Here is a 26,111-nt window from a genome sequence, read left to right on the forward strand (position 1 = left end):
ACCGGGACAAACCGGATGAGAGGCGCGCCACGATCACGCCTGGGACGATCGCTCGCGTACCCAGTAGGCCGTGGCGCCGCACACCGCCGCCGGCACCACGAAAAGGTTGAGCACCGGCACCATGGCCGCCAGGGCTACAGGAAGACCAAAACCAAAAGCCGACAGCCGTTTTGCCCCCAGGGAACGGCGCAGGTCGCCAAAGCTGACGCGGTGGTTGTCCGCCGGATAATCCACGTATTGCAGGGCCATCATCCAACTGTTGAACAGAAACCATAGTACCGCAGCCACCAGGTTGACTACCGGGATCAGACCGATGATCAGCAGCAGCAGGGCACGAGGTAGGTAATAGAGTATTTTCTGGACTTCCCGCAGCAAGGCCCGGGGAATGTCCTTGAGGATCTGGCCCCACCCGCCGCCGGTATCTACCTCTTGGCCGGTCAGGTGTTTCTCCGTCAGTTCGGACAGGTAGCCGTAAAAGGGAGAGCCGATCAGGTTGGCGACGATCACGAAACCGTAGGCCAGCATCAAGAGAATGACCACGCCATAGAGGATCCAGAACACCCAATCGAGGGCCTGCAACCACTGCCAGTCCGGCAACCAGCCCATGGCGGTGGCGATCAGGAGGCTGAAGGCTTCGGCGAGGAAATAGAACAGGACGCCAAACAGGAGGATGTTGATGACCAGGGGAATAACCACGAACAGGCGCAGCCCCGGTTGCCGGATCAACCGGAACCCTTCTCCAAGATAGCCCAGGCCATGAAAGAAATTGCCCTTAAGCATGTCCGCATCCTCTGGTTTCCTGGCGCACGCCTGCAGGAGCCGCGTGAAGACGCCTGACTGACGTCGCTGACGGGCCGCTGGCAGAATTCGGGCGCAGAGCATACCATGACCGGCCACCGGACCATACCTCGGATGCCCCCGGAAACGACCTGATTGGTCACTCGGTTTGGTATAAGTCGAAAAAGGACAAAGGAAGGCTCCCCGCAAACCATGACAGACCTGCTACGCCGCCTCACCCAATGGACGTCCGCCTGGCGCTTCGCACTTGTCGCGTCCATGGCCCTGATACTCTGGCTCTCCACCAGCAAGCTCGAACACCCGGTGGCTACATCCACCTGGGACAAGGCCAATCACGCCATCGCCTTCATCGAGCTGATCCTGTTGGCGCGCCTGGGGTGGCCACGCATGCCGGTTATCCATAGCGCACTGATCGTCCTGGGCTTCGGCGCCCTGATCGAGATTGTGCAGGCGCCGATCCCCTACCGCTCCGCGTCCCTGCTCGACCTGGTTGCCGATGCTGCCGGCATTGCCCTGGGCCTGGGTATCTGGTGGCTGACCCTGAGAAAGCTACAGCAGCCGGCCTGAAAATTCGTGGCCGGTGCCCTATCCGACCCGCTTGGGGACAAAACGCCCCCCGAGATGATCTCTTTTTTGCCGTGCTCCGCCATGTACACGACGTTTGCGGACTTCGCCTAGGACATTCGCCAACAACATTGTGAGATATTTCCTACAGGATTGTGCGAGATGGCGAATTCGTACTGTGCGAGTCGCTGACATCGCAATTTTTGAGGCGCGTATGTTCATGTAAGTAAAGGAATTTAAATAGAGCTCGTTTTTCGCCCAGGCTGAAGCGCGATAGTTGTCACACGAAAGTCATTAGCAGCTTGGTATAGTGAATCTCGTCAGGATGACAAGGAAAGGACGACACAGGGAGTCGTTCCTCACAGGATGTGAGGGGAAGCAAGGAGCAAAGGGATTTTACGCTTAAGGGATATTTATTTGGATCGCCGGCTCGGATGCCGGCGCCACGGAGCTGGCCAGGGATCAGAAAGCGACAGGATGTCGAAAGCACAGGGATGCGATACCCGTTCCGACAAAGGGCAACACACTTGTTGCCCTTTTTTTATGCGTATTTTTCCGTGCGCCGTCAAAAGAACGGCAGCTTCCGCTGCGCCGCCGTTACCTCAAAATGATGTCTATTGCGGGCCCACCGCCGTTTCGCCGGCGAGATAAATTCGCACGCGATTGAACTCCTCGAATTCGTGCAGGTCGGGCCAGGTTCGGCCTTCCCGAACTGTTTGCAATATATACCGCGCGTCGCCGAGATCCCGCACCCGGGAATCTGCCAGCAGAACCTGAGGTGCTACCTCCCTGAAATGGCCGAGCAGCGGTCGGTTCTCTGGATCGTACAGCACGTCGGCCGCCGTAATCAGGTCGAAGTCGCCGCCGCGGGTGGTCCAGTCGTCGCACAGGCTCACCGCCACTCCATTCACCCGGGCATTGGCTGCAACGGCTGCCAATGCGTCAGGATCGATATCACAAGCGACCACCTCACGGGCACCTGCTTTGGCTGCGGCGATGGCAACGATCCCCGAACCGGCGCCGAAATCGATCACCCGTTTGCCAGCGACGAGCGCAGGGTGGTCGAGGATGTATTGGGCGAGCACCTGGCCGCTGGCCCAGCAGAACGACCAATACGCCGGCTCGGCGACCACCGCCTGGGCCTCATCATGGGTCAGCGGACCTTCGAGCACCAACGGGTCGAACAGGTACAACGGTACTGCGGGGCAGCCCGCGGGATGTGTCAGCGCCACACGGCCCCGGCTTAGGGTGCGTCGCATGCGTTCGTCGAGGGCCTGGTTGGATGTATCGTCGGTCTGGAGCATGGGGCATTCTATCTGGCGGCGACCCCCGACTGAAGTACCGGCGGTCATCCGTTATACTGCGGCCAACCATTCGACGTTGATCCTGACCCGTATGACCCGAGCCGACACCACAGACTACCTGGACATCTTCCTCAATGACGCCCCCCTGATGGACGTTCGCGCCCCGGTGGAATTCCAGAAAGGCTCCTTCCCGAACGCAATCAACGCGCCTTTGATGAACGATGAGGAGCGCCATCGGGTCGGCATCTGCTACAAGGAGAAAGGGCAACAGGCAGCAATCGAACTGGGCCACCAGTTGGTGCGCGACGATATCAAGCGCGGGCGCGTCGAAGACTGGGTCCGCTTTGCCAGCCTCAATCCGCAGGGGTACCTGTTCTGCTTCCGCGGCGGCCTTCGTTCCCAACTGACCCAGCGCTGGATGCACGAGGCCGGTGTCGACTATCCGTTGGTCAAAGGCGGCTATAAGGCACTCCGGCGTTTCCTAATCGACAGCCAGGAGGCGGTTCTCAAAGAACTGCCGATCTACATCATCAGCGGCCGCACCGGGTCCGGTAAGACGAGGTTGCTGCTGGAAACCCCTAACCCGGTGGACCTGGAGGGCATGGCCCACCACCGCGGCTCCAGTTTCGGTCGCACGCTCACCCCGCAGCCCAGCCAGATCGATTTCGAGAACCGGATCGCCGTGGCGTTGCTCAAGGCTCACCACAAGATCGGTGGACCCGCGTTCCTCGAAGATGAAAGTCGCCTGGTGGGCCGCTGCGCGCTGCCCCACAACCTGCGCGATCGCATGGCCGAAGCGCCGTTGCTGATCCTGGAAAACACGCTCGAAGAACGTATCGACATCATTCGCCAGGATTACGTGACCGACATGCTCGCCGCCTTCCTCTCCCGGGACGGCGAGACGGCCGGCTGGATCAACTTCCGTGACCACCTGCTGAGCGCCCTGGATCGCATCCGTAAACGCCTCGGGGGCGGGCGCCACCAGACCCTGCGTGCGATCATGACCGAGGCCCTCGACGAACAGCAGCGCACCGGGAACGCGGATCGACACGCCGAGTGGATCGAGGTGTTGCTAACGGACTACTACGACCCGATGTACGACTACCAGTTGAGCCAGAAGGCTAGCCGTATCGCTGCCCGGGGGGACGTCACCGCCTTGCGGCACTGGGCGGCAGCCCAAGTACCGGATGCCAACCGCGTTGCACAATCTTAATTAAGACGCCGCATCCAAGCCGGGGCTGACACGTATACCGTCACGGAACCGTTTGTTCGACATGATCCACCACCGACGCGATTTTCTACAGATATTGGATCGAGTTCGAGACAGAAGGATAACGAGGCGCAATGTGACAGTCGTGGTGACTTGATCCAGCCGCGCATATCCTTAATGTTTATCGGCTAGAAAGCAAAGACCCGATGCGCCCAGGTCGGAGTCGGACGCAGGAGCACGTCACAGGTCGTCAGGGTGTGCGCTGTCCGCCGCCAGCTTTAGACGGTTCTCTACAACAAGTGATTATTGGAAACAAAGAAGCAACAAGGAGTCCTCATGGAAAACCTCTTTCAGGGCGACGGACAGGTCGCTGAACTGGTGCAAATGGCCTATGGCATGGTCATCGCCTATGCACCGAAAGTGCTGCTGGCGATCGTCACTCTCGTGGTCGGCCTCTGGCTGATCAACCGGGTTATAAACGTTCTGGACAAGAAACTGGGCGCGAAGGACCCCACGCTTAACAAGTTCCTTTGCGGTTTGATTAGCGCCATCCTGAAGATTCTGCTGGTGATCTCTGCGGCCTCGATGATCGGTATCGCGACCACATCATTCATCGCGGTCATCGGTGCAGCCGGCCTCGCCATCGGTCTGGCGCTGCAGGGCAGCCTGGCCAACTTCGCCGGCGGCGTACTGATCCTCATCTTCAAACCCTTTCGAGTGGGCGACGTGATCGAGGCCCAAGGCTTCTTCGGCAGTGTCGCCGAAATTCAGATCCTCTATACCATTATCAATACGTTCGACAATCGCCGTATCATTATCCCGAACGGCGAACTTTCGAACTCCAGCATGATCAACGTGAACGCCTACGAGAACCGCCGCGCAGACATGGTGTTCAACATCGGCTATGGCGACGACATCGATAAGGCCAAGGCGATCCTGAAGCGCCTGGTGGAAGAAGATGAACGGGCCATGTCCGATCCTGCGCCGAACATCTTCGTCGGCTCCCTGGGCGAAAGCTCCGTGGATATCAGCTGCCGCGTCTGGACCAAGACGCCGGACGTGTGGCCGTTTATCTGGGATATGCAGGAGAAGGTAAAGAAGGCCTTCGATGCAGAGGGCGTCACCATCCCCTTCCCGCAGCGGGATGTGCACCTGTACGAGACCAAGAGCCCGCAGGAAACCCGAAACGCGGGCTAGCGGTCAGCCGCTCCATGCGAAGCCCGGTTAGTGCCGGGCTTCGCTGTTTCAGGGTATGTAAAACGCCCCAAATCCACCCTCTCTAATCAAGACGTCCGTCTCAATCGATTTCTCCAACTTTCGCGATCTGCACAGCCTCGTCTATGCTTGCCAGTGAAACAGGTGGCTTCGGGAGCTTCTCAACAACTCCTGGAGTGCGTGCTGTCGTTGCTGGTTGGAGGTTGTCGATAATGCCGGTTCAGCAATTAAAGGAATTTCTCGAAGCGAAGGCCGTGACCTACCACTGCCTCTCCCATCCACCTGCCTTTACGGCCCAGGAGCTTGCCCATCATGCGCAGGTTCGTGGCGACGAAGTGGCCAAGACCGTCATCGTCGAACTCGACGGCAAGATGGCCATGCTGGTGATGCCCGCAACCTGGCGCATCCGTTGGGACCGTCTGTCCCATATCCTCGACACGGACTTTGTCCAGCTCGCCGACGAGGAAGAATTCAAGGATCGCTTCCCCAGTTGCGAGGTCGGGGCCATGCCACCTTTTGGCAACCTGTACGGTATGACCGTCTATTGCTGCGAAGCGCTAACCAAGCAGGACCAGCTGGTGTTCGCATCCGGCAGCCATGAGGAGTCGATCCGGATTTCGACGGACGACTTTATTAAGCTGGCCAGTCCGATGGTGATCAGCCAGGGCTTCCGCCGACCGGACGCGCCCAGACCCGCATGGCTCCGTAAGGTTTCGTAGGGTATTCGCACCAAGTTTGCGGCGCTTCGTGACGGGCTCTAATATGAGGCCATTCGAATCGGGAAGCGGATATGACGCAAACTTTCGACGTAATCATCGTCGGCGCCGGCATGGTGGGCGCCGCACTGGCCAATGGACTCGGCCGGGCCGGACTATCTGTAGCGCTGCTGGATCGTGAAACACCGGCAGTCTTCGAACCCGCAGCCGAGCCGGATCTGCGGGTCTCAGCCATTAGCGCTGGCAGTGAGAGCTACCTGGAGCGTCTTGGCGCCTGGGCAGGCATGCGTGCCATGCGTCTCACGCCCTATCGGCGGCTTTCCGTCTGGGACGCCACGCCACACCCATTCAGTCGGCTGGTGTCGCCCAACCTGGCCCGCACCACCTTCGAAGCCCACGACCTGGGTTGCGAACACCTCGGACATATCGTCGAGAATCGGGTGACCCAACGCGCGTTATGGGATCGTGCCGGGGAATGCGAAGGCATCACCCGAATCACCGACATCGAGATTCGCGATGTGGTCTCCGCTGAAAACGTTGTCACAGTGTCGCTAACTGATGACCGCCACCTGTCAGCTGAATTACTGGTCGGTGCCGACGGCGCCCAATCCCGTATCCGCCAGCTTGCTGGCATCGGGGTTACCCGGGACCAGTACGCCCAGCAGGCGCTGGTGGCCAGCGTGCGCTATCGCGGCACGCCACATGATATTACCTGGCAGGCCTTCCATCCCAGCGGACCGAGAGCCTTCCTTCCCCTACACCGGGATGGTGAATTCAGTTGGGCGTCGCTGGTCTGGTACGACGACCCAGCACGGATCAGCGAACTCAAGAACCAGTCCGAGGCGGATTTTATCGCCTCCCTGGTGAAGGCATTTCCCGCCGAGCTGCCTTTGATAGACCGGGTTCCTGGCCGCGCCAGTTTCCCGCTAGCCCGGCAACACGCGAAAACCTATGCCAGTGGCCGCGTGGTATTGGTAGGGGATGCGGCCCATACCATCAATCCGCTGGCAGGTCAGGGTGTCAACCTGGGCTTCCAGGACGCCCAGGCATTGCAGGAGGAACTGGTGGAAGCCCGTCGTGCCGGTCAGCCGCTGGCCGCGCCGGAACGGCTGCAACGCTACGAAGCCCGGCGTCGACCGGCCAACCGCCGCATGACGCTGGCTATGGACCTGTTCTATTACACATTCAGTAACCGCCTCCCGCCATTGCACCTGGCGCGCAATGCCGGACTGGCCCTGGCCAATCATTTGCCGTTTGCCAAGAACCAGGTGGCCCGCTACGCCATGGGAATCGACGACCAGCTGCCGCCGTTGCTCAAACAACTGGTCGACCGGGCACCACGGCCCGCCTTTCTTAAATGAAGGACGCTTAAGTGAAAGGCGCTTGAGTGAAAGCACGTTGAAATAGCGATCAGGGATTTTAATCGACAGCACACCTGAAGGAGCCAAACATGGCCGAAACCATCTTCGACAAGATCATCAATCGCGAGATTCCCGCCGATGTCGTCTACGAGGACGACATCAGCCTGGCATTCAAGGACATCAATCCCCAGGCCCCGGTCCACCTGCTAATCATCCCGAAACAACAGATTGCCACCATCAACGATATCCAGGATGACCAGAAGGAATTACTGGGTCACCTGTTCACCGTAGCACGGGACCTTGCAAAGGAAATGGGCTTCGACGAAACCGGCTACCGGGTGGTGATGAACTGCGGGGAGCAGGCCGGGCAATCTGTATTCCACATCCACCTGCACCTGCTGGCCGGCAAACCCCTCGGCTGGCCGCCGTACACCGATAAGATGAAACAGGCCTAAACGTAAAAAGGCCCGATCAGCGTCGGGCCCGTTTCATATCTCATAGGCTATTACGGCGGCCCATACTTCTCGAACACCTCCGCCTCGGTCATGACCGGCGTCTGCTCGGCAAACGTGTAGTACTCGGGTTTCTTATCGATAAAGATCTGGCTGCCCATGACAAAGTCCGCGCCTTGCTGGAAGAGCCCGGCGGTAAAGACGTACTCGTCCGAACCCTTGAGTTTGTAGAACAGGTGGGTGCCGCAGGTATCGCAGAAACCTCGCTCCGCCCAGTCCGACGAGATATAGACCTTGACGTGCTCCAGGCCGGTGATCTGCGAATCCTTACCGCAATGTACGGCCAACATCGGCCCGCCGCCCCATCGTCGGCACATACCACAATGACAGACGTCGAGCCGGTCCCGGCGCCCCGTCTGTATGCTGACAGCGCCGCACAGGCACTGTCCTTCCATCCGATCCAGTGGTTCCACGTCCAAAACCTCCTTATGTGAGCCCTGCTGAGGATTATAGCGCCAGCTAGCCGAAGCGCCGCTCAACCGGACTCGTTAGCGATGCCGAAGGGAATGTGCACCATAGGTATGCCTCCGCCGGCAGACTCCAGGTGCCCCAATTGGTCGTCGAAGAACATGTGCGGCTTGAGCACCGTCAGGATGCGTTCCTTGGTCATCCCTCCCAGGAAGAAGGTCTCGTTGGCGTTTACGCCCCAATGCTCAAGCGTCGTGATAACCCGCTCATGTGCCGGCGCGTTGCGCGCGGTAACGATCGCAGTGCGAAGCACGCGCCGGTAGTCCGGGTTCGCTTCCTCCGCCTCGTCCTCCAACGTCTGCAGCGACGACAGTTTACGAAACAGGCTCGCCAATAGTCCGGGGTCCAGGGGAATATGGGACTTCTCGCGCTCATGCCGGTGAAAAGCTTCCAGCTCCCCACCCTTAAAGATCCGCTCCGAGGCATCGTCGGCAATCACGCCATCAAAGTCGAATGCGATGCGCAGCTCCGCGTCCGCCTCGTCGTCCACGACGGCGGAAGGCAATACCTTCCCGGCCGGAAAGCCGAACCGGATGGCATCCAGCACGTCTGAACCGTTGGCCGAGAGGAACAGCGAAGCATTGAACGCGGGGATGTAGGCATACGGGGACTTACCCTCCAGGAACGCGGCACGGGTGATATCCAGACCATGGTGATCGATGGAGCGGAAGACCCGCTTGCCGGTTATGGCGGAATTGCGGGACAGGAGCACGACTTCAACCGGGCGTTCGTCCGGGAAGCGAGCGTTGATGCTCAGGAACCGGCGCACGAAGGGGAAGGCAACGCCCTTGCCCAGGGGTTCGTTCAGATGCGATTCCTGGTACTGGCGATAGGCTTTGGAGCCCTGCTCACGGAACACCCTGTCCGATTCACTCAGATCGAAAAGGGCGCTGGAGGAGACCGCAATAACGAGTTTCTGGTCGATCGGAAACGGCATAGTTGTCCTTTCTGGATGCGTAAGGGATCCACTTTTCCAGCAAGCTGGTCGATAAATCCACTATGTGGAACTCGTCGCCAGGCCCCGTCAAGACTGGGCTTAACGGTTTCCAACCCCACTGCGCCCGACAAAATGGTTGTCTTAATTACAAATTAAGTATGTTTTTTGAACGAGACCGCTTTATTTGTACCGATTTTGTATGTAGTTTTACTACCACTTTTGCAAAAAAGTACGCCTGCGGGGTACGCCCCAGGCGATCCGTAAAAGAATGAGGAGCGGCCCCGGGATTGGCTCGTTGAACGGGGACTCAACGTAGTTGAATTCCATCGGTGAGTACGGGTATGCCGAGGCGCTCCAAGTCTGACCAACAATAAAATCAGGACGAACAACATGAGCGATAACAACAAGATGTTTATTCCCCGTCGTACACACCTCGCAGCCGCCGTCGCAGCCATGCTCGTCGCGACGCCCACACTGGCGGTCGATTTCAAAGGCTACTTCCGATCCGGCATCGGCTCCACTGCAGGGGGTGGCGATCAGGCCTGTTTCAAGGCTGAAGGTGCTGGAGCCAAATATCGCCTCGGCAACGAGTGCGAAACCTATGCAGAACTCCAGTTTGGCCAAGAGGTGTTCAAGGAAGGCGACACCAGCTTCTACGTGGATTCGATGATCGCCTACGTCACCAAACAGAAGAACGATTATGAAGAAGTCGGTGACGAAGATAATGAGATCGCCGTCCGACAATTCAATGTCCAGGGCAAGAACGTTATCAAGTCCCTACCTGGGTCCACGCTTTGGATCGGTAAGCGCTTTTATCAGCGTCATGACGTGCACATCAACGACTTCTACTACTGGGATGTCTCCGGTCCCGGCGCCGGGCTTGAAGATATTGATGTAGGGACTGGTCTGCTGCATGTGGCCTGGACCCGCTCGTCAAACGATGAGGAAGGGGATGACGTTGAGATCGACGACGACGCGCTAGCCACCGTCACCAACGATATCATCGACGTACGATGGACGGACATCCCAGTCAATCCGGGTGGGCTGCTTGAATTCGGCGTGGACTATGGGCAAGCCAACTTGAATGACGCCCAGGACGCCGCGGGCTTCAGCGACCAAGACGGTTTCATGTTCACGACTGAGCACCACCAAACTGAGTTCTTCGGTGGTCTCAACAAACTGACGTTCCAATACGCCACCGATTCGATGATCGCCAGCCGACAGGGCCGTCCTAACAGTAACGCGTTCCACGATGGCGACATGATCCGCGTTATCGATCATGGCCTGGTTCCACTCAGCGACAACCTGGATCTCTTCTACGTAGGTATCTATGAAGACACGAGCTTCGACGATGATACCGGTGCCAGATGGCTCTCCGCGGGCGTCCGTCCGACCTATTACTGGAGTGAGCTGATGAGCACCGCTGTCGAACTGGGCTTTGACCGGGTCTCGCCAGAAGCGTCCGGTGAGGACGACCGTGACCTGCAAAAGATCACCATTGCCCAACAATGGCAACCCGGCGCTCAATTCTTCGCCCGGCCGCAGTTGCGTCTGTTCGTTACGTATGCGAACTGGGACGAAGACGTCTATGACGCCGAAGAGATAGGAGGCACCAATGAACTTGACGATAACGAAGGCGACGGCCTGACCTTCGGTGCCCAGGCGGAAGTCTGGTGGTAAACACCACGCTGCGTGACAGCCGCCACTAGCCGCGGGGCTGTCACCGGCAAGAGCAGTACGGCGCAGGCTGAAAGGATCGGAGCCAGCCTGCGCCTGTTTTCATAACCTCACCCTACTGACCCCCTCCCTTTTCAGATGGTAATTTTTCAACGGTTTTCCCCACGATATAGAGCCTTATCATAGGGGTTGTGAGCCTTTCACTAGGGAGGTGATGACATGGCCCGAGACAACCTCAAGGAATACCGCGACAAGCGCGACGTGAAGCAATCCGGCGAGCCCAAGGGGAAATCTGCCAGCAAGTCCGGAAAACACACGTTCGTGATCCAGAAACACGACGCCAGCCAACTCCATTACGACTTCCGTCTGGAAATGGACGGTGTCCTAAAATCCTGGGCCGTGCCGAAGGGCCCTTCGTTAGATCCATCGGAAAAACGTCTGGCGGTCGAGGTCGAAGACCATCCCCTCGACTACGCTGATTTCGAGGGTGTTATCCCCGAAGGCGAATATGGCGGAGGCACCGTCATGGTCTGGGACCAAGGCACCTATAGGAATCTGCGTGAGGAAGGTGACAAGTCCACTACCATGCAGCAGGCATTCGAGAAAGGGCTGATCGAAGTCTGGCTGGACGGCGAGAAGTTAAATGGCGGCTATGTGCTCAAGCGTTTCCGCGAAGGGAAGAAACCCCAGTGGCTCCTGATCAAGATGGACGACGAAGGCGCCGATGCCCGCCGCAACCCTACGTCGACGGAGAACAAGTCGGTGAAGACCGGGCGGGAGATGAAAGCGATCGCGAATGAAGAAAAGGCCTGACCCGTATCGTGGGCGGGGCAAGCTCTCAAGGTATAGGCAACTCTATGCCAGCGCCTAACCCCGCTCACTCATCGCCAACCGTACGCCCAGTGTGATAAAGAGCGCACCGAGTCCGCGGTCCATCCACAGGGCCAGCAGGCGACTCTTGTGCAGGCCGCCGATCAGTCTTGCGCCGACCAGGACAATGAGCGGTCCGACGACCGCTGCGACGGCGATGAACAGTACGCCGCGCAGAAACAACTGGGCATTGGCCTGCGGAACGACTCGGGCCTTACGCGAGTCCGCAAAGATGTCGCGAGATCATACGGGTCGACGGGCCAACAGGGCCCATATGCCAGCGGATGTCAATAACGAACCGCCGGTCACATTGAACCACCGCTGGGCGCGGCCCGAGGTGAGCAGTCGCCGGGCCGAGGACGCGAAAAGGGCGTAGACTGCCGCGTTCAGGGCGCCCAATACAACGAATGTGGTCCCCAACAGCCAGAGCTGCCCCGTACTACCCGGCCCCGGGGTAACGAACTGCGGCAGGAAGGCAATAAAGAAAACGATGCCCTTGGGATTGAGAGCAGTCACCACGTAGGTGCTGGTGAACAGCCGCCTGAGGGAGGTTGGCTGCGATGTCGCCGCAACGGTCACCGGGGAGACGCCCGAGCGCAGCAATTTGACCCCGAGGTAAAGCAGATAGAGTCCGCCGATGACCTTGACCACGGTAAACCAGAAGGCCGAGGCAGCCATCAGTGCCCCCAGACCCACCATCGATGCGAACACTGCGGTAGCGTCACCAAGCGCCACCGCGCTGACCAGTGCAAGAGTTGCCCGTGCGCCATGACTGACGGCATAACTGATCACCGCAAGTATGGTTGGTCCCGGGATCACCAGGAGTATGGTTGATGCGGCGACGAAGGCCAGCCAGGTTTCCAGGGTCATGCTCTCTCCTAGAGGAACCATGTCATCATGTTCTAAGCCCGAGCTTTCGACATTCAGCGCCGGTTGTCAGCTCGCGGATCTCGCCGGGAAGAAAGGGCAAACCCGATAATGAGGAATGTTGGCCAGACACAGTAGGCAGGAAACCATTGCGACCACCAGTCTGGCGAGAAGAAGGCCGCGGAAGGCTTGTGGAAGATCATCACGGCGACCAGGTTGGTGACCAACGCGGCGATCAGCCCAAACGCGCCGCTAATCAGGAAGGTACGACCTACACGCTCCTGCCTTGAATCACTCATCAGCTGTTCCCCCCTACCCGTTGGTACACGTTTTTCTGTTCAGGATCCGCTCGTGCGTGACTTTGGTCTAGTCTTCTTCGATCGGCACCAACATGTTGGCATCCCGCGCCAGCAGCCAGCGACCGTTCTCTTTTCGCAGTACAGACAGGGTATTGCCAGCGCGTTTCATGGTGGGCGCATCGCCCGGCGGCGTAACAGTGACTGAGAGCGTCGTCCACATGTAGGCCCAATCGCCAATCACCTGGATTTCTTCGATTTCGCTGGTACCATCGAAGTCCGGCAAGCCTTCCTCGGATTGTTCCCGAGCCGCCTTGGCGAACGTTTCCTTACCAACCATTGGCGGCTGGCCCGCGACCAGGAAGACCACATCGTCCGCCATCAGGCTCAGCACGGCGTCGATGTCCCCCTCCCGGGTCGCGTCGATCCAGGTCCGCACCAATTGTCGAATCGCCTGCTCGTCATCGGCCATTGCCACGCTCCGTGATTCACTCTATGTCGCCAACGGGTTCAACACTATACGATCAGCTTCCGTTACTCCAGCAGCGGAAACGGGTCCTCCCGATCGTCGTGACCCGTCAAAACAACGACCGGTCACTCATTCCCGGTAGATGGACAACTCCCGTTCTCGGCGCTTCCTGTTCCGGTCCTGGACCGACTCGATGGCATCGATATAGGCAATGTAGTCGGCGGGCAGGCCGTTTTCCCGCGCGCCGGCCAGCACGTGGTGCTTATACCAGCTGTAGGGTTTCCAGGAAGGATCAATATGGCGTGCGACGTAAAGACAGACGCTGAAACGCTCACCGTCGGCGGCGACCACTTCAGCCTGTTTTTCACGGTAGCCAAAGCCCAGACCTTCTATACGGTCCAGTCTCCGTTTATCCTCCGCCGAGATTTCGAAAACGACACCGAATACCCGGTCATTGGCATCACCGGTCAGGACTGCATCGCATTTGGCGGAACGGTCCTTGAGGCTTACCTTGTGAAATCGTAACGAGTGCTCGTGTAACGCCGCCACAGCCACAAACCGGGCCGATTCAACCCGGGCAGCGAGGCGGCGAAAGGACATATTGGAACCGTAGGAAAAGCAAAGCATGCACGCTCCACTTTAAGAGCCTTCGGTCTGTTCCCGAACTTTCTCACGCTTTTCGACGCCCGTCGGGCAATCCGTGCATTTCCACTGACGCTGGCCCTCCCGGGGATCATCGAATTCGTCCGGCGTCACCACGCCATCACCGTTATTGTCATACATGTTGAGGACTCGCATGCCGCGATCACTCTCCTCTCCTTCGACGCCACCCTGGGACCCTGCAGCGGGAGCGCCAAAGGCGCTCAACTCGTCCTCATTGAGTTCGCCATCACCGTCCTTGTCGAGATGCTGGAAGCTATCCCGCGGCGACGAGGCATTGTCGCTCTGTGCCAATAGCAGGGGGGCGGTGTCCGCCTGGGCCACCTGATGACTCGAACTGTCCTGTGACCAAGCGATGGGCGCGTAAAACCCAGTGATCAGTAGCGCTGTTGCGATCGTTTTGAACATGTCGACTCTCCTTTGTCGTACTTTTGTCGTAGGTGTACCGCGATACGTGCTTCAGGCAAGCAACACTTCCGGCTGAGGCCTACCACCAGTTCTGGTCCTTGCCGGCTGCTTCCCCACCTTCCTGTAATTCGCGTATGTCGACCTTGCCGTCATCGTTCTCGTCCAGCACCCGTAGGATCTTCTCACCCCGGTCCTGCGCTGCACCTGCGGCTGGCGACCCATAAGCATCCAGTTCGGACTGGTCAAGCAAGCCGTTATTGTCGCGGTCCAACTGCTTGAATGTCTTGTGGCGTTCCAAATCGCCTACTTCACCCATCGGCTCACTGTCCTCACCACCCGGACTCGTTTGCTGGGCCGATAGCGGTATTGCCACCATGATCGAACCGGTTACGCCAAGCGTCATCCATAAACGTTTCATAGCGGTCTCCTGTTCGCTTTCCCTTAGCATAGCGCAGCAGTTCGGCATGCTGATGCTTGATGTACTGACGGCAATGCAGGCGTGAAGGACAACCGGAGTGCCCATTCGGAACGTGGGGCAACGGCCAAATCGATCCCGCGAACGCTATATCCCCGGGAGACCACAGATTAGGCATATCGCTGACGTGGTAGCACCGACTGCCCGATGCGGGCGCCGCAGAGCACAGCCCGCGGCGCCGGTAAAATTTACCGAAATCGACGAACGAGACATGGAGGAATCGTAATGGCACCGGCGTATAGGCCGTTCGGGTTACGTTTCCACGACGATCTCAAAGCCGCCGAAGATCATCCGTTTACCATCGAACGGCATCTGGCTCATATCCATCTGCATGCGGTCGTCCTCCATGGACTTCTTCATCCCCTCATCCCGGGCACTACGGGAAGGCCAGAGGATCCAGGCGAAGACGATCTTCTCCCCCTCCCGACGTTGGACTGCCATGGGAAAGGACGTCACTTTGCCTTCAGGTACGTCGTCCTCCCAGCATTCCACGACCTGGAGCGCGCCGTGGTCCTTGAAAATGCCGGCGGCGAGCTTGGCGACCTCGATGTAGGCGTTCTTCTTTTCAGCGGGAACAACGACTATAAAACCATCAACGTAGGACATGGTATTTCTCCCCATCAGCAACATTTCGACTATCGGTATTCACTCGTTAGTCGAACGGCGGTGGAAGAAATCGACATTTGATCTTCTGTCGCGCTCAAAAAGTGACAAGCAATAAGAGGGGAGATCGGCAGGAACCGCGTCTTCAAAATGGAGGGTCTCGCCGGTAGGCGCGAGACCCATTGGCATGAGCTGCAATTACCAGTTACTTTCTCCGGTTTGGCTCTCTTGAGCCTGCTGCAGCTCTTCCCGGCTCACCGAGCCGTTTCGATCTTCATCGAGACGTTGCATAGCCTGCTCACCGCGGTTCTTCGCACTTGTCTGCTGCCCGGCAGCCGTGGCGCCGTAAGCATTCAGTTCGGACTCGCTGAGCTGGCCATCATTATCCTGGTCCAATTGGTCAAAAGACCTGCCTTGCCCGCTTTGGGTACCAGCCTGATCCATCTGCTGGTTCTGGCCAGCATTGCCAGCATTACCCGAGTGCCGGGCTTGATTGCCCTCGCCTGCGAACGCTGGTGAGGCGGCGAGTGCCGAGGTAACGGTCATTACAACAAACAACTTCCTGATCATCGTGCTTCTCCTTTTATCTCGATTCCATTCTCTGCCTGATCTGGCAGTAGCACTTAATCGCTTTTCGTACGCCTTATGAGGCAGTACATCCGAGAGAGTGCAAGTGATATGCCGACACCACCCTCATCGGGCGGCAGCCTCCCTCGGCGGCGCTCTTTTCGTGCTTGCGCGTGCACGAAAGGGAATCTGGTAGGCGGAGAGAGACCGTACCGTCGGTAAAATTTATGAGGAAGCCGTAAGTCTTACCTACGGGCGCTATCTGGACACCAAGGCTTCAGTAACCGCCCGCGGATTGAAGAGCCCACAGATGAGCAGCGACCAGCGCGCGCCAAGGGGAGAAGCCCTCCAGCCAGATCCGGGCCTCTTTCTCCGTCAGCTTCTCCTCCCGCCCCAACAGCGACTGGAGGTTACGCCTGACCGCCACGTCGCCATGCAGGGAACCGTCCATCCAGCCGAATCCACGCAGCAGCGCGTAGCTGATGGTCCAGGGACCGATACCGCGAACCTGGCGCAACTGCTCTTCAATGGTTTCGGCCGGTGTGTCGTGGAGCCAACTGTCCAGCGGCAATGATCGTTGCTCGATCTGTTCGCTAATGGCCAGGATGGTTCCGGCCTTGGTGCGTGACAGCCCCGTGGCCCGCAAAATTTCCAGGTCCACGTCGACAACTGCGCTGGCATCGGGAAAGCACCACAACCCGCTGCTGTGCTGGCGCCCGACCGCCTGGATAAAACGGCGCCGGATCGATACTGCGGCACCGACGCTGATTTGCTGCCCGATAATCGCCCAACACAGGGCTTCGAACGGCGTAGCAGTCTGGGGTACCCGCAGACCGGCGTTGCGCGCGATCACCGGTCCCAACTGCGGATGATCGCGCAGGGTTTGCTCGAATAACTCCACCGGCTGGGTCAGGCCGAGCATGCGCCGGACCATTTGCTCCAGTTCAGAGGATTGGGCTGAGCGGGTACCCCCGTCCTCAGCAAGGAACGCGATGGCTTTGTTCGCATGGAACTCGATGCTTAAACGGGCGGGCTTGCCGTCCCAGAGGATACCTTTGTGCAGTTGGCTCTCGGTCACCTGCTCGGCAATCTGCTCCGTATCCCGCTGGTGAAAGGCCAGGACATCGTCGGCGCGAAAATTGGCAGGCAGCGGGATACTACAGATCAGCGCGTTCGGATCCGGTTTCGGCACGGTATACTCCCCTAATAGTCACGCGTGACGTCGTGACCAATGATAACGACCGTCAGATGGAAGGAATCGGTCGATCGTTGGCTTCACGTTGCAGCAGCGCACGCTTGCGGTCGACCCCCCAACGATACCCTGAAACACCACCATCGGTACGGACCACCCGGTGACAGGGAATGGCCACCGCAAGCCGATTGGCAGCGCAGGCCCGGGCCACCGCACGCACCGCCTGAGGCGAGCCGATGCGTTGGGCCACTTCACTATAACTCAAGGTCTGCCCTGCCGGGATCTTCTGCAACGCCTCCCAGACCCGACGCTGGAATGCCGTGCCGCGGATATCCAGGGGCAGGTCCAGACCGGTGTGCGGCGCCTCGATAAAGCCCACCACCCGAGCAACGAGGTCTTCGTAGCCACCATCCCCAGCGAGGAGGTTGGCGGCTGGGAACTGGTCCTGTAGTTCCTGGACCAGGATTTCCGCATCGTCGCCGATCAGGATCGCACAAACCCCCTTGTCACTCTGAGCCACCAGGATAGCGCCCAGGTCGCATTCACCCACGGCGAAGCGAATGTCGGTATCGCTACCGCCCGCGCGATATTGGCTGGGTGTCATGCCCAGCATGCGAGTGGACTGGTCGTAGAAGCGGCCGTTGGAGTTAAATCCCGCGTCATACAGCGTATCAGTCACCGTTGCCCCTGCTTTCAGCCCGTCCTGTACCCGACGGGTCCGGTGGGCCTCTGCGTAGCCCTTGGGCGTGACTCCGGTCACCGCCTTGAAGGTGCGCTGCAGGTGATAGGGGCTCCAGCCGGCGCGCCGGGCCAATTGAGCCAGGCTGGGCGAGGATTCGGCGCATTCGATGTAGCGGCACAGGTCGATGACGATCCGCGTGCGCTCTGGCACTGCACGCGGCTCGTTTGGGCGGCAGCGCTTGCAGGGGCGATAGCCGGCCTGCTCGGCCTCGTCGGCCGTATCATGAAATTCCACATGCTCCGGCTTGGCCAGACGGGATGGACAATCTGGCCGGCAGTAGATGCCGGTGGTGCGCACGGCGTAGACAAAACGGTCGCCAGCCGCGGGATCGCGGGTCTGCAACGCAGCCCAGCGCGGGTCTTTCAGGGTCCAGGTTTTCTCGTCATGGGTCATCACGGCACGAGCTCCTCAGTCATACCAATGCTACGCCAAATTAACCTGACGGTGGGGATCCCGCACTCCGGCTCTTGCGCTTGAATTCGATAGCCGGTTCTGATGGCTGGTCAGCAGCCCCGGTATTGATAGCCCGGCGCCATTCGTGCCTGAGGCGCCGGGTGGGACTTCGGATTGGAGGGGGCGGCTCGACGTTTACTGCGCCCTGCTACCGCCCGGATTGAGCAAGCGCACCAGTTGCGAACCGATGCTGTCGACCGGCTCCAGGATGGCCTGCTGGATACTATTGGTGACCACGCAGTTGTAGTCCGAGCCGGCGTCCGTTTCCAGGAAGTCGATATACTGCTGCAACTCCTGGATGCTGAACTGCTCATAGGTGTAGAGGTAAGCCGCGTACACCTGTTGCTCCACCACACCTCGCAGCATGAAACGCTGGTTCTCGATCTCTGCCTTCATTTGCTCGTAGGTCGGCCCCTGGCTGTTAAAGGCAGACATGGCGGACGCCAGACCGAGCTGGACCGCGACCGCCGTATCTACGGTGCTCTCGGTGGCACGGGACACGCGGTCGAAATGGGCGAACAGGTCCGCCCGCTGGGTACCCTTGTACTTCTCCATCAGGGACGAAGCCTTGGACTCGATCTCCTGCCAGGCGGCCGGACTGGATGCCGCCACTTCGGCCTGGGTGATGCGCTCACCTAGCGGGGTTTCGTACCAGTCCAGCACCGACTGTAACTGCGATTCGTTCAGACCTTCGTCAAGGTCTACGATCACCTGACGACGAATGTCCGCACTGCTAAAGGCGCGACCGACAATACCGCCAATGGTATCGGCAATCAGCGGGTCCACCTGACCGGTCTGTTTCAGGCCCTCACGGATGCCCTGGCTCATCATCGCCGGATACTGCGCGATGATCTCGCCCAGGGGCGAGACACGGACCACGGACTCGGAGAGTGTGCTGGATTGTGACTGAGCCTGCGCCAGGCTCGCGAACATGAACACCAGCAGCGCACCCAGGGACTGCAACTGGATCAGGCAACTCGAATTCGTCTTGGGGGATACTCGCATCGCGGTTTTCGCTCCTCCGTTAGGTTGGCTTCGTTATGCCATGCCGGACCTGTCGCAGCAAGCGCGAAGCCACGGGACAAGATGACGATTTATTGAGAATGCAGCGCTATGGGAAAGGCGAGCCTGCTAAAACAGGCGATAGCGGCGGGAAAGGAGAAGCGGTCCCGCCTGGTGACGGGACCGCACGGGTTCAGTTGCCGACGACTTTCTCGGCCTCTTCCATGGGCGTGTGACGCACGTCCTCGCCCTTGGCCATGAAAATCACATGCTCGGCCAGGTTGCAGGAATGATCGCCGATGCGTTCCAGGGCGCGCAGTACCCACATGATCGACATGCAGCGCGAGATGTTACGTGGATCTTCCATCATGAAGGTAATCAGGGTACGGGTGGCGGCCTGGTATTCCTCGTCGACACGCTTGTCTTCCTTCATGATGCGCAGCGCCAGCTCTGAATCCAGGCGGGCAAAGGCATCCAGGGCATCGCGCAGCATCTGCCCTACATGGTTGCCGATATGACGCACCTCCACGTAGCCACGGGGCGCCTTGCCTTCTTCAGAGAGGCTAAGGGCAAACTTGGCGATTTTCTTCGCCTCGTCACCGATACGCTCGAGATCCGACACCATCTTGATGACGGAAATGACCAGGCGCAGGTCCCGGGCGGCCGGCTGACGACGGGCGATGATACGGGTAGCTTCCTCATCGATTTCCAGCTCCAGGCGGTCCACCTGCTTGTCGCGGCCGCGGATCTCATCGGCTCGGTGGCCATCACCATCGATCAGGGCATCGATGGCATCGACGACCTGCTGCTCGACCATACCCCCCATGCGCAGGAAATCTTCCTTGAGTCCCGCCAGATCCTCGTTGAACTGATGGGAAATGTGGTCGCCGTAGACATCTTCCTTCTTTTTCATACTCAATCTCCGTTTCCGGTCGGCATTAACCGAAACGACCGGTGATATAGGATTCGGTCAGCTCGTGCTCGGGCGAGGTAAAGACCTTGTTGGTCTCGTTGACCTCGACCAGATGACCCAGGTGGAAATAGGCCGTGCGATGAGACACCCGGGCCGCCTGTTGCATGGAGTGGGTTACGATAATAATCGTATAACTCTCGGACAGCTCCGAGATCAACTCCTCGATTCGAGCTGTCGCAATCGGGTCGAGCGCCGAACACGGCTCGTCCATCAATACGACTTCCGGGCTGACGGCAATCGCACGAGCGATACACAAGCGCTGTTGCTGACCACCGGATAGGCCGGTACCCGTGGTATCGAGCCGGTCCTTCACTTCGTTCCACAGCCCGGCGCCACGCAGGCTTTTCTCCACGATATCGTCGAGGTCGGATTTCCGGTTGGCCAGACCATGGATACGCGGGCCATAGGCCACGTTGTCGTAGATCGACTTGGGAAACGGGTTCGGCTTCTGGAAAACCATGCCTACCCGGGCACGCAGCTCCACCACATCGCGCTTGGGATCGTAGATATCGTTGCCATCCAGTGTCAGTTCGCCTTTGACGCGACAGATATCGATGCTGTCGTTCATGCGGTTGAGGCAACGCAGGAAGGTCGACTTACCGCAACCGGACGGACCGATGAAGGAGATCACCTCGTTCTTGGCGATGTCCAGGCTGATGCCCTTGATCGCCCGGTTCTGGCCGTAGAAGACTTCAACATTGCGCAGGCTGAATTTCGGATCGGATACGAACGGCGAACCGACTGTCTTGCCCTCGAGCTTGGAATCGTCAAAGGTCGCCTCGGCCTGCGGAACCTGTTCTTCCTCAGGTGTCTCCAGGGTGTTTGTGAGACTGGGGTTCATGGTGTTCATGGGAAATCTCCTGTTACCACCGACGCTCGAGGCGACGGCGCATCCAGATGGCTAGTGCGTTCATACCGATCAGGAACGTCAGCAGGACCATGATGGCAGCGGACGCCCGTTCAATAAATGCGAGTTCCGGGCTCCCTGCCCAAAGGAAAATCTGTACCGGCAAAACAGTCGCTGCGTCGGTGAAACCGTCGGGTACGTCGACGATAAACGCGACCATGCCGATCAACAGCAGCGGCGCCGTTTCCCCCAGCGCCTGGGCCATACCGATGATCGAGCCGGTTAACATACCGGGCATCGCCAGCGGCAGGACGTGATGGAGCACGACCTGCATTTTCGAGGCGCCAATGCCTTCGGCAGCCTCACGGATCGACGGCGGTACGCTCTTGATGGCCGCGCGACTGGAAATGATGATCGTTGGCAAGGTCATCAGCGTTAACACCAGACCACCCACCAGCGGCACCGAACGTGGCAGACCGAACAGGTTGATGAATACCGCCAGGCCCAACAGACCAAAGATAATGGATGGTACCGCCGCCAGGTTGTTGATGTTGACCTCGATAAAATCCGTCAGCCTGTTCTGGGGCGCAAACTCTTCGAGATAAATGGCTGCAGCCACGCCTATCGGAAATGACAGCACGAGGGTGACAGCCATCGTCAGCAGAGAACCCACCATAGCTCCTAAAACACCGGCACTTGTGGGTTCCCGGCTATCACCGTGGGAGAAGAACACGTCGTTGAACGCCCCTTCGATAACGCCAGCCTCGACCAGCTCATCCACCCAACGCTGCTGTTCGTCGGAGAGCTTGATGGAGTAATTGGGATCGTCCGCATGCTTGACGTAGACACTGGTGTCATCGCTCGCCAGGAATGTCATCTTCTGGGGCGAACCCAGAATTTCCGGCCTATCGATAACAGCCTCGCGTAAGGTGTTGGAGGCATACGGATTAATGAGGCGCCCCAACGACTTTTCGTCGCCCTCGCCGGCGCTAGGCACCGCCCGTTTCAATGCTTCGACAATCGGTTTGCCATAGTTCCCACGTCGCAGGGATTCCGGGTCGGAGGGGTCTTCGATTTCCATGGTATCCGGATCCAGACGTACCTCCAGGGTCATCGTTGTCTTGATGAAGCCGGAATATCCCTTGCCGATAATATCGGCAAACAGGATCACCAGGGCCGAGATCGCCAAGGCTATTGCGAGAATGCCGTAGAGTCTGAAGCGCCGCTCCTTGCGATACCGGCGCTTGAGCGATTTGCGGACGAGCTCCGCCTGTTCGTGTGAATTACTCATACTGTTCCCGATATTTGCGAACCACGTGAAGGGCAACGATATTCAGCACCAGGGTGACGACGAAGAGCATCATGCCGAGGGCAAAGGCGGACAGGGTTTTGGCACTGTCGAATTCCTGGTCGCCGGTCAAAAGGGTCACGATCTGGACCGTGACGGTCGTGACCGCGTCCAGCGGATTGGCCGTCAGGTTTGCGGCAAGACCGGCTGCCATGACGACGATCATGGTTTCGCCGATCGCCCTGGAAACGGCTAGCAGGATACCGCCCATGATGCCCGGCAGTGCCGCCGGAAAGATTACCTTAGTCATGGTCTCGGCCTGGGTTGCGCCGAGAGCCAGGGAGCCGTCACGCATAGTTTGGGGCACCGCATTGATCACGTCGTCAGAGAGCGACGACACAAACGGGATGATCATGATCCCCATGACCAGACCTGCAGCCAGGGCGCTCTCGGTAGAGGCATCGAGCCCGATGGCGTGTGCGGCATCGGCGATAAAGGGCGCCACCGTCAACGCTGCAAAAAAGCCGTATACCACGGTGGGAACACCGGCCAGCATTTCCAGCAGTGGCTTGACGATCCCGCGCATGCGTTTGGACGCATATTCCGAAAGGTAGATAGCGGACATCAGTCCCACGGGTACGGCCACCAACATGGCAATGCCGGAAATCAGCAGCGTACCCACGAACAGCGGGATCATACCGAAAGCCCCTTCGGCGCCGACCTGGTCGGCACGGATGGCGGTCTGGGGGCTCCAGTTAGTACCAAAGAAGAATTCAATGAAAGAGATCTTCTGGAAAAAGCGGACCGTCTCAAAAATGACGGAAAAGACGATGCCCATGGTGGTCAGGATCGCCAAAGCCGCGCACATGAAGAAGATCTTGCGCAGCATGGATTCCACCTTCTCGCGAGCATTGATGTGCGGCGCAATCCGCAACCACGCTATAAAGGCGCCAAGAACAGCTACGCAAACGACCAGAATGGTCATCATGAACTTGCTTTCTTCGCGTAGTGTGGTGAGCAACTTCGCAGCCTCAACGATCCCCTCTGGCGCATACTTAGGGTTCAGCGCGCCAGACGCCACGTTGCTGATTTGCGAGAGGACAAGGCTCGCCCTGCCGGCCGATTCCGGCCTCAGGTCCTCGGGCAAGGAGGCCACAACCAGTGTCTGAATCACCTTATCTTCGAAACCCAACCAGAAAGCGAAGATAATCAGGGCGGGCAAGCCGCACCAAAGGGCCGCGCGGGCCGCGTAGTAGAATGGCAGGGACTTGAGGTGACGAATCCCGCCCAGCGGCGATGCGATCGCGCGGGACCGGGCATAACCCAGTGCAAACGCGATACCCACCAGAACCACAAGCAGCGGAAATAGATTGGCCGGTTGCATGTTTTCTCTCTTTGAGTCTATTTTCTGGTGCTGAGAAGCTGTCCAGGCGGGGCACAGTCTACAATTTCACCCCAAACAGGTCACAGCTTGGCCAGACCTTACCTTCAAACCAGAACAGAACTCGGTTTCAAAACCAGTATTCGTTTTCGAACTACAACTTCTGCTCACGTTATGCGTCCTCGAGACGCGAAAAGTGCGGAGCCCAAAGGACCCCGCACTTTCAATCACCTAAGTGACCGAAGCTGTATTATTTCAGCTCGTCACCGGTCATTGGCTTAAGATTTTGCGCTTGCTCGGCCCACTGCTCGCGTGAGGCCTCGTCGAGCGGGATCAGGCCAACATCTGCCAGGTAGCCATTCGGTCCCCAGGTTTGCTCGCTGGTGAACTCGGTTACGTACTCTGGGATACCCGGTACAACACCGACGTGGGCTTTCTTCACATAGAACCACAGTGAACGCGCAATCGGGTAAGCGTCGCTGGAAATGTTTTCCATGGTCGGCTCTTTACCATTGATCGTTGCCGCCTGCAGGGTACCCGCATTCTCTTCCAGGAAGCTGTAGCCAAAGATACCGTAGGAGGATGTATCGCTGGTCAGCTTCTGGACGATAAGGTTGTCGTTCTCGCCAGCTTCGATGAAGGCACCGTCTTCACGCATGCTCATGCACGCCTGGTCCTTCTTGTCGCCTTCCATTTCCTCGATCATCGGGAATTCGGCACAGCCGCCTTCCATAACCAGCTCGTTGAAAGCGTCGCGAGTACCGGACGTCGGCGGGGGGCCCATGACACGGATCGGCTTGTTCGGCAGGCTGGAGTCGACGTCACTCCAGTTCTTGTACGGGTTGGCGACCAGTTTGTCACCGCCCTTCGGATCCGGAACCTCTTTGGCCAGTGCCATATAAAGCTGCTTGAGGGTCACGTCCAGGTTTTCAGCTTTGTTGGAGCTGGCGATGACGATGCCGTCGCTACCGATCTTGACTTCGGTGATCTCTTCAACGCCGTTGCTCTGGCAGCGCTCGAACTCGCTCGGCTTCATACGGCGAGATGCGTTGGTGATGTCAGGATGCTCGGTGCCAACACCTTCACAGAACAGCTTCAGTCCGCCGCCGGAACCGGTGGATTCCAGCTTCGGAGTCGGAAAATCAGTGTTACGACCAAAGCGCTCGGCCACAACCGTCGCGAACGGATAAACAGTGGAAGAACCGACGATGTTGATGGTGTCGCGCGCCAGGGTCGGGGTGGATACGGCGGCCAGGGCGCCGGCTACCGCTACGCTTGCGACAGCTGCTTTCAGGTTTTTCACGTTGAGCCTCCATAATGCGATTTATCTGACGGGCAATCCCCGACTGCAACGGATTTTTTTGGCAGTCGGGCCCGTATGCGAAACCGGCAGTGGTGAGCCGATGTGTGAAGCCTAAGCACTATTTATTACACTTAGATGACAGGCGTTATGACACTTATATGACACACCCGGGATTTTACAAATCCAAGCAAAACGTTTTTAACTGCGGTAAGTTGCGAGTTGCATGCAATTTTCGACGACAGGTTTGCGGCTGCTAACCTAGGTGCCAATGTAAAATTGAGTGAACAGATAGACTTAGCCATTCGTCGGCAATTGCATCATTTTTCTTGCAGGGCCTGGCTCAGCCACTAACATGTTCCTTTATTGCCAACCAACAAAATAAGAAATCATGGATCAGCATTCCCCCCTCGTCCGGCTCACCGGAATCCTCGACCGCTTTACCGAAAACACGGGCCGAACCCTGGCCTGGCTCAATATCGCCATGGTCTTGCTGACGTTTACTGTGGTGGTCATGCGGTATGTGTTCGACCAGGCCTCCATTTTTATGCAGGAAACCGTTATCTACACCCATGCGACGGTATTCCTGCTGGCCAGCGCCTACACCCTTAAACATAACGAACACGTCCGTGTGGATATTCTCTACCAACGCATGTCCGGTAAGGGTAAGGCACTTGTTGATCTGCTCGGCACCCTGTTCCTGTTGCTGCCGGTGGTGATCTTTATCCTCGTAACGAGCTGGGACTATGTGATGCGCTCCTGGCGGATTTTCGAAACCTCTCCGGAAACCAGCGGAATTCCTGCGGTGTTCCTGCTCAAGACGCTCATCCCGGTTATGTGTGTGCTTATGATTATCCAGGGCGTTGCCGAAGTGTTGCGCAACGTTGCCGTGCTGGGTGGCGCACTGCCCAAGGAACCCGCCGCCCTTCCCTCGGAGGAAAAGCTTTGAACGTCGT

The 26,111-nt window shown here is 58.4% G+C and carries 30 protein-coding genes; 9 read left to right on the forward strand and 21 right to left on the reverse strand.

All coding sequences use genetic code 11. The features are described 5' to 3' along the window. Positions 1 to 33: 33 nt before the first annotated feature. Positions 34 to 780: a sulfate transporter CysZ gene (cysZ, locus tag RE428_RS22645; protein WP_004579888.1), complete on the reverse strand. Its 747-nt coding sequence runs from the start codon at positions 778 to 780 to the stop codon at positions 34 to 36. Positions 781 to 990: 210 nt separating this feature from the next. Between cysZ and RE428_RS22650 the strand changes: the two genes are divergently transcribed. Continuing rightward, positions 991 to 1,365, forward strand: a complete 375-nt coding sequence (locus RE428_RS22650) for a VanZ family protein (RefSeq protein WP_004579887.1) — start codon at positions 991 to 993, stop codon at positions 1,363 to 1,365. Positions 1,366 to 1,976: 611 nt separating this feature from the next. Here RE428_RS22650 and RE428_RS22655 read toward each other — a convergent pair. Continuing rightward, the gene (locus RE428_RS22655) at positions 1,977 to 2,666 is read right to left on the reverse strand and encodes a class I SAM-dependent methyltransferase (RefSeq protein WP_004579886.1); all 690 of its coding nucleotides are present in this window, start codon (positions 2,664 to 2,666) and stop codon (positions 1,977 to 1,979) included. 91 nt (positions 2,667 to 2,757) lie between these two features. Here RE428_RS22655 and mnmH point away from each other — a divergent pair, with 91 nt between their 5' ends. The 5 genes from mnmH (at position 2,758) to RE428_RS22680 (ending at position 7,623) form a co-directional block, all read left to right on the forward strand. Continuing rightward, on the forward strand, positions 2,758 to 3,879 hold the full coding sequence (gene mnmH / locus RE428_RS22660; RefSeq protein ID WP_040883025.1) for a tRNA 2-selenouridine(34) synthase MnmH: 1,122 nt from the start codon (positions 2,758 to 2,760) through the stop codon (positions 3,877 to 3,879). 333 nt (positions 3,880 to 4,212) lie between these two features. Continuing rightward, entirely contained in the window at positions 4,213 to 5,073 is an 861-nt protein-coding gene (locus RE428_RS22665) for a mechanosensitive ion channel family protein (RefSeq protein WP_004579884.1), read from the forward strand. A 230-nt stretch (positions 5,074 to 5,303) separates the two neighbouring features. Beyond that, complete coding sequence (locus tag RE428_RS22670) at positions 5,304 to 5,810, forward strand: aminoacyl-tRNA deacylase (protein ID WP_004579883.1); 507 nt, start codon at positions 5,304 to 5,306, stop codon at positions 5,808 to 5,810. 71 nt (positions 5,811 to 5,881) lie between these two features. Next, positions 5,882 to 7,168 carry an FAD-dependent monooxygenase gene (locus RE428_RS22675; RefSeq protein WP_004579882.1) on the forward strand — a complete coding sequence of 429 codons (1,287 nt, stop codon included), beginning with the start codon at positions 5,882 to 5,884 and terminating at the stop codon, positions 7,166 to 7,168. Between the two features lie 89 nt (positions 7,169 to 7,257). Next, on the forward strand, positions 7,258 to 7,623 hold the full coding sequence (locus tag RE428_RS22680) for a histidine triad nucleotide-binding protein (protein ID WP_004579881.1): 366 nt from the start codon (positions 7,258 to 7,260) through the stop codon (positions 7,621 to 7,623). A gap of 50 nt (positions 7,624 to 7,673) precedes the next feature. On the opposite strand, the gene RE428_RS22685 is transcribed toward RE428_RS22680, so the two are convergent. Together RE428_RS22685 and RE428_RS22690 are read right to left on the reverse strand one after the other, a co-directional pair. After that, a complete protein-coding gene (locus tag RE428_RS22685) occupies positions 7,674 to 8,093 on the reverse strand; it encodes a GFA family protein (protein ID WP_227500190.1) in 420 nt (139 codons plus the stop codon). A 62-nt stretch (positions 8,094 to 8,155) separates the two neighbouring features. After that, positions 8,156 to 9,085: a 5'-nucleotidase gene (locus RE428_RS22690; RefSeq protein WP_004579879.1), complete on the reverse strand. Its 930-nt coding sequence runs from the start codon at positions 9,083 to 9,085 to the stop codon at positions 8,156 to 8,158. 390 nt (positions 9,086 to 9,475) lie between these two features. Between RE428_RS22690 and RE428_RS22695 the strand changes: the two genes are divergently transcribed. Together RE428_RS22695 and RE428_RS22700 are read left to right on the forward strand one after the other, a co-directional pair. Further along, positions 9,476 to 10,765 (forward strand): maltoporin, encoded by a 1,290-nt coding sequence (locus RE428_RS22695; protein ID WP_004579878.1) that lies wholly within the window; start codon positions 9,476 to 9,478, stop codon positions 10,763 to 10,765. 216 nt (positions 10,766 to 10,981) lie between these two features. Next, positions 10,982 to 11,575, forward strand: coding sequence for a DNA polymerase ligase N-terminal domain-containing protein (locus RE428_RS22700; RefSeq protein WP_004579877.1), 594 nt, complete (start codon positions 10,982 to 10,984; stop codon positions 11,573 to 11,575). 54 nt (positions 11,576 to 11,629) lie between these two features. Here RE428_RS22700 and RE428_RS22705 read toward each other — a convergent pair whose 3' ends face one another. The 17 genes from RE428_RS22705 to RE428_RS22785 all read right to left on the reverse strand — a co-directional run bounded on the left by RE428_RS22705 (position 11,630) and on the right by RE428_RS22785 (position 25,158). Continuing rightward, positions 11,630 to 11,815: a hypothetical protein gene (locus RE428_RS22705; protein ID WP_004579876.1), complete on the reverse strand. Its 186-nt coding sequence runs from the start codon at positions 11,813 to 11,815 to the stop codon at positions 11,630 to 11,632. A gap of 60 nt (positions 11,816 to 11,875) precedes the next feature. Then, positions 11,876 to 12,502 (reverse strand): LysE family translocator, encoded by a 627-nt coding sequence (locus RE428_RS22710; protein WP_004579875.1) that lies wholly within the window; start codon positions 12,500 to 12,502, stop codon positions 11,876 to 11,878. A 53-nt stretch (positions 12,503 to 12,555) separates the two neighbouring features. Further along, positions 12,556 to 12,798 (reverse strand): hypothetical protein, encoded by a 243-nt coding sequence (locus RE428_RS22715; protein WP_004579874.1) that lies wholly within the window; start codon positions 12,796 to 12,798, stop codon positions 12,556 to 12,558. 67 nt (positions 12,799 to 12,865) lie between these two features. Next, positions 12,866 to 13,267 carry a YybH family protein gene (locus RE428_RS22720; protein WP_004579873.1) on the reverse strand — a complete coding sequence of 134 codons (402 nt, stop codon included), beginning with the start codon at positions 13,265 to 13,267 and terminating at the stop codon, positions 12,866 to 12,868. A gap of 126 nt (positions 13,268 to 13,393) precedes the next feature. Further along, on the reverse strand, positions 13,394 to 13,891 hold the full coding sequence (locus RE428_RS22725) for a gamma-glutamylcyclotransferase family protein (protein ID WP_004579872.1): 498 nt from the start codon (positions 13,889 to 13,891) through the stop codon (positions 13,394 to 13,396). Positions 13,892 to 13,903: 12 nt separating this feature from the next. Next, positions 13,904 to 14,332: an EF-hand domain-containing protein gene (locus RE428_RS22730; RefSeq protein WP_004579871.1), complete on the reverse strand. Its 429-nt coding sequence runs from the start codon at positions 14,330 to 14,332 to the stop codon at positions 13,904 to 13,906. 79 nt (positions 14,333 to 14,411) lie between these two features. Continuing rightward, a complete protein-coding gene (locus tag RE428_RS22735) occupies positions 14,412 to 14,750 on the reverse strand; it encodes an EF-hand domain-containing protein (RefSeq protein ID WP_004579870.1) in 339 nt (112 codons plus the stop codon). Positions 14,751 to 15,059: 309 nt separating this feature from the next. Continuing rightward, on the reverse strand, positions 15,060 to 15,413 hold the full coding sequence (locus RE428_RS22740) for a DUF1428 domain-containing protein (protein ID WP_004579869.1): 354 nt from the start codon (positions 15,411 to 15,413) through the stop codon (positions 15,060 to 15,062). Between the two features lie 195 nt (positions 15,414 to 15,608). Then, entirely contained in the window at positions 15,609 to 15,980 is a 372-nt protein-coding gene (locus RE428_RS22745; RefSeq protein WP_004579868.1) for an EF-hand domain-containing protein, read from the reverse strand. Positions 15,981 to 16,254: 274 nt separating this feature from the next. Next, positions 16,255 to 17,169 carry a DNA-3-methyladenine glycosylase family protein gene (locus tag RE428_RS22750; RefSeq protein WP_004579867.1) on the reverse strand — a complete coding sequence of 305 codons (915 nt, stop codon included), beginning with the start codon at positions 17,167 to 17,169 and terminating at the stop codon, positions 16,255 to 16,257. A gap of 52 nt (positions 17,170 to 17,221) precedes the next feature. Next, entirely contained in the window at positions 17,222 to 18,304 is a 1,083-nt protein-coding gene (ada, locus tag RE428_RS22755; RefSeq protein WP_004579866.1) for a bifunctional DNA-binding transcriptional regulator/O6-methylguanine-DNA methyltransferase Ada, read from the reverse strand. A gap of 195 nt (positions 18,305 to 18,499) precedes the next feature. Beyond that, the gene (locus RE428_RS22760; protein WP_004579865.1) at positions 18,500 to 19,369 is read right to left on the reverse strand and encodes a DUF2059 domain-containing protein; all 870 of its coding nucleotides are present in this window, start codon (positions 19,367 to 19,369) and stop codon (positions 18,500 to 18,502) included. Between the two features lie 190 nt (positions 19,370 to 19,559). Beyond that, entirely contained in the window at positions 19,560 to 20,279 is a 720-nt protein-coding gene (gene phoU / locus RE428_RS22765) for a phosphate signaling complex protein PhoU (RefSeq protein WP_004579864.1), read from the reverse strand. A 25-nt stretch (positions 20,280 to 20,304) separates the two neighbouring features. Continuing rightward, positions 20,305 to 21,189: a phosphate ABC transporter ATP-binding protein PstB gene (gene pstB, locus RE428_RS22770; RefSeq protein ID WP_004579863.1), complete on the reverse strand. Its 885-nt coding sequence runs from the start codon at positions 21,187 to 21,189 to the stop codon at positions 20,305 to 20,307. A 13-nt stretch (positions 21,190 to 21,202) separates the two neighbouring features. Next, complete coding sequence (gene pstA, locus RE428_RS22775) at positions 21,203 to 22,477, reverse strand: phosphate ABC transporter permease PstA (protein ID WP_004579862.1); 1,275 nt, start codon at positions 22,475 to 22,477, stop codon at positions 21,203 to 21,205. Beyond that, on the reverse strand, positions 22,470 to 23,858 hold the full coding sequence (gene pstC, locus RE428_RS22780; RefSeq protein ID WP_004579861.1) for a phosphate ABC transporter permease subunit PstC: 1,389 nt from the start codon (positions 23,856 to 23,858) through the stop codon (positions 22,470 to 22,472). Before pstC ends, pstA begins: the two co-directional genes overlap by 8 nt. A 247-nt stretch (positions 23,859 to 24,105) precedes the next feature. Next, complete coding sequence (locus RE428_RS22785; protein ID WP_004579860.1) at positions 24,106 to 25,158, reverse strand: substrate-binding domain-containing protein; 1,053 nt, start codon at positions 25,156 to 25,158, stop codon at positions 24,106 to 24,108. Positions 25,159 to 25,546: 388 nt separating this feature from the next. On the opposite strand from RE428_RS22785, the gene RE428_RS22790 reads away from it, so the two are divergent. Continuing rightward, entirely contained in the window at positions 25,547 to 26,104 is a 558-nt protein-coding gene (locus tag RE428_RS22790) for a TRAP transporter small permease subunit (protein WP_004579859.1), read from the forward strand. The last annotated feature ends 7 nt before the right edge of the window (positions 26,105 to 26,111 follow it).

It is taken from the genome of Marinobacter nanhaiticus D15-8W (assembly GCF_036511935.1).
GTDB classification, from domain to species: domain Bacteria; phylum Pseudomonadota; class Gammaproteobacteria; order Pseudomonadales; family Oleiphilaceae; genus Marinobacter_A; species Marinobacter_A nanhaiticus.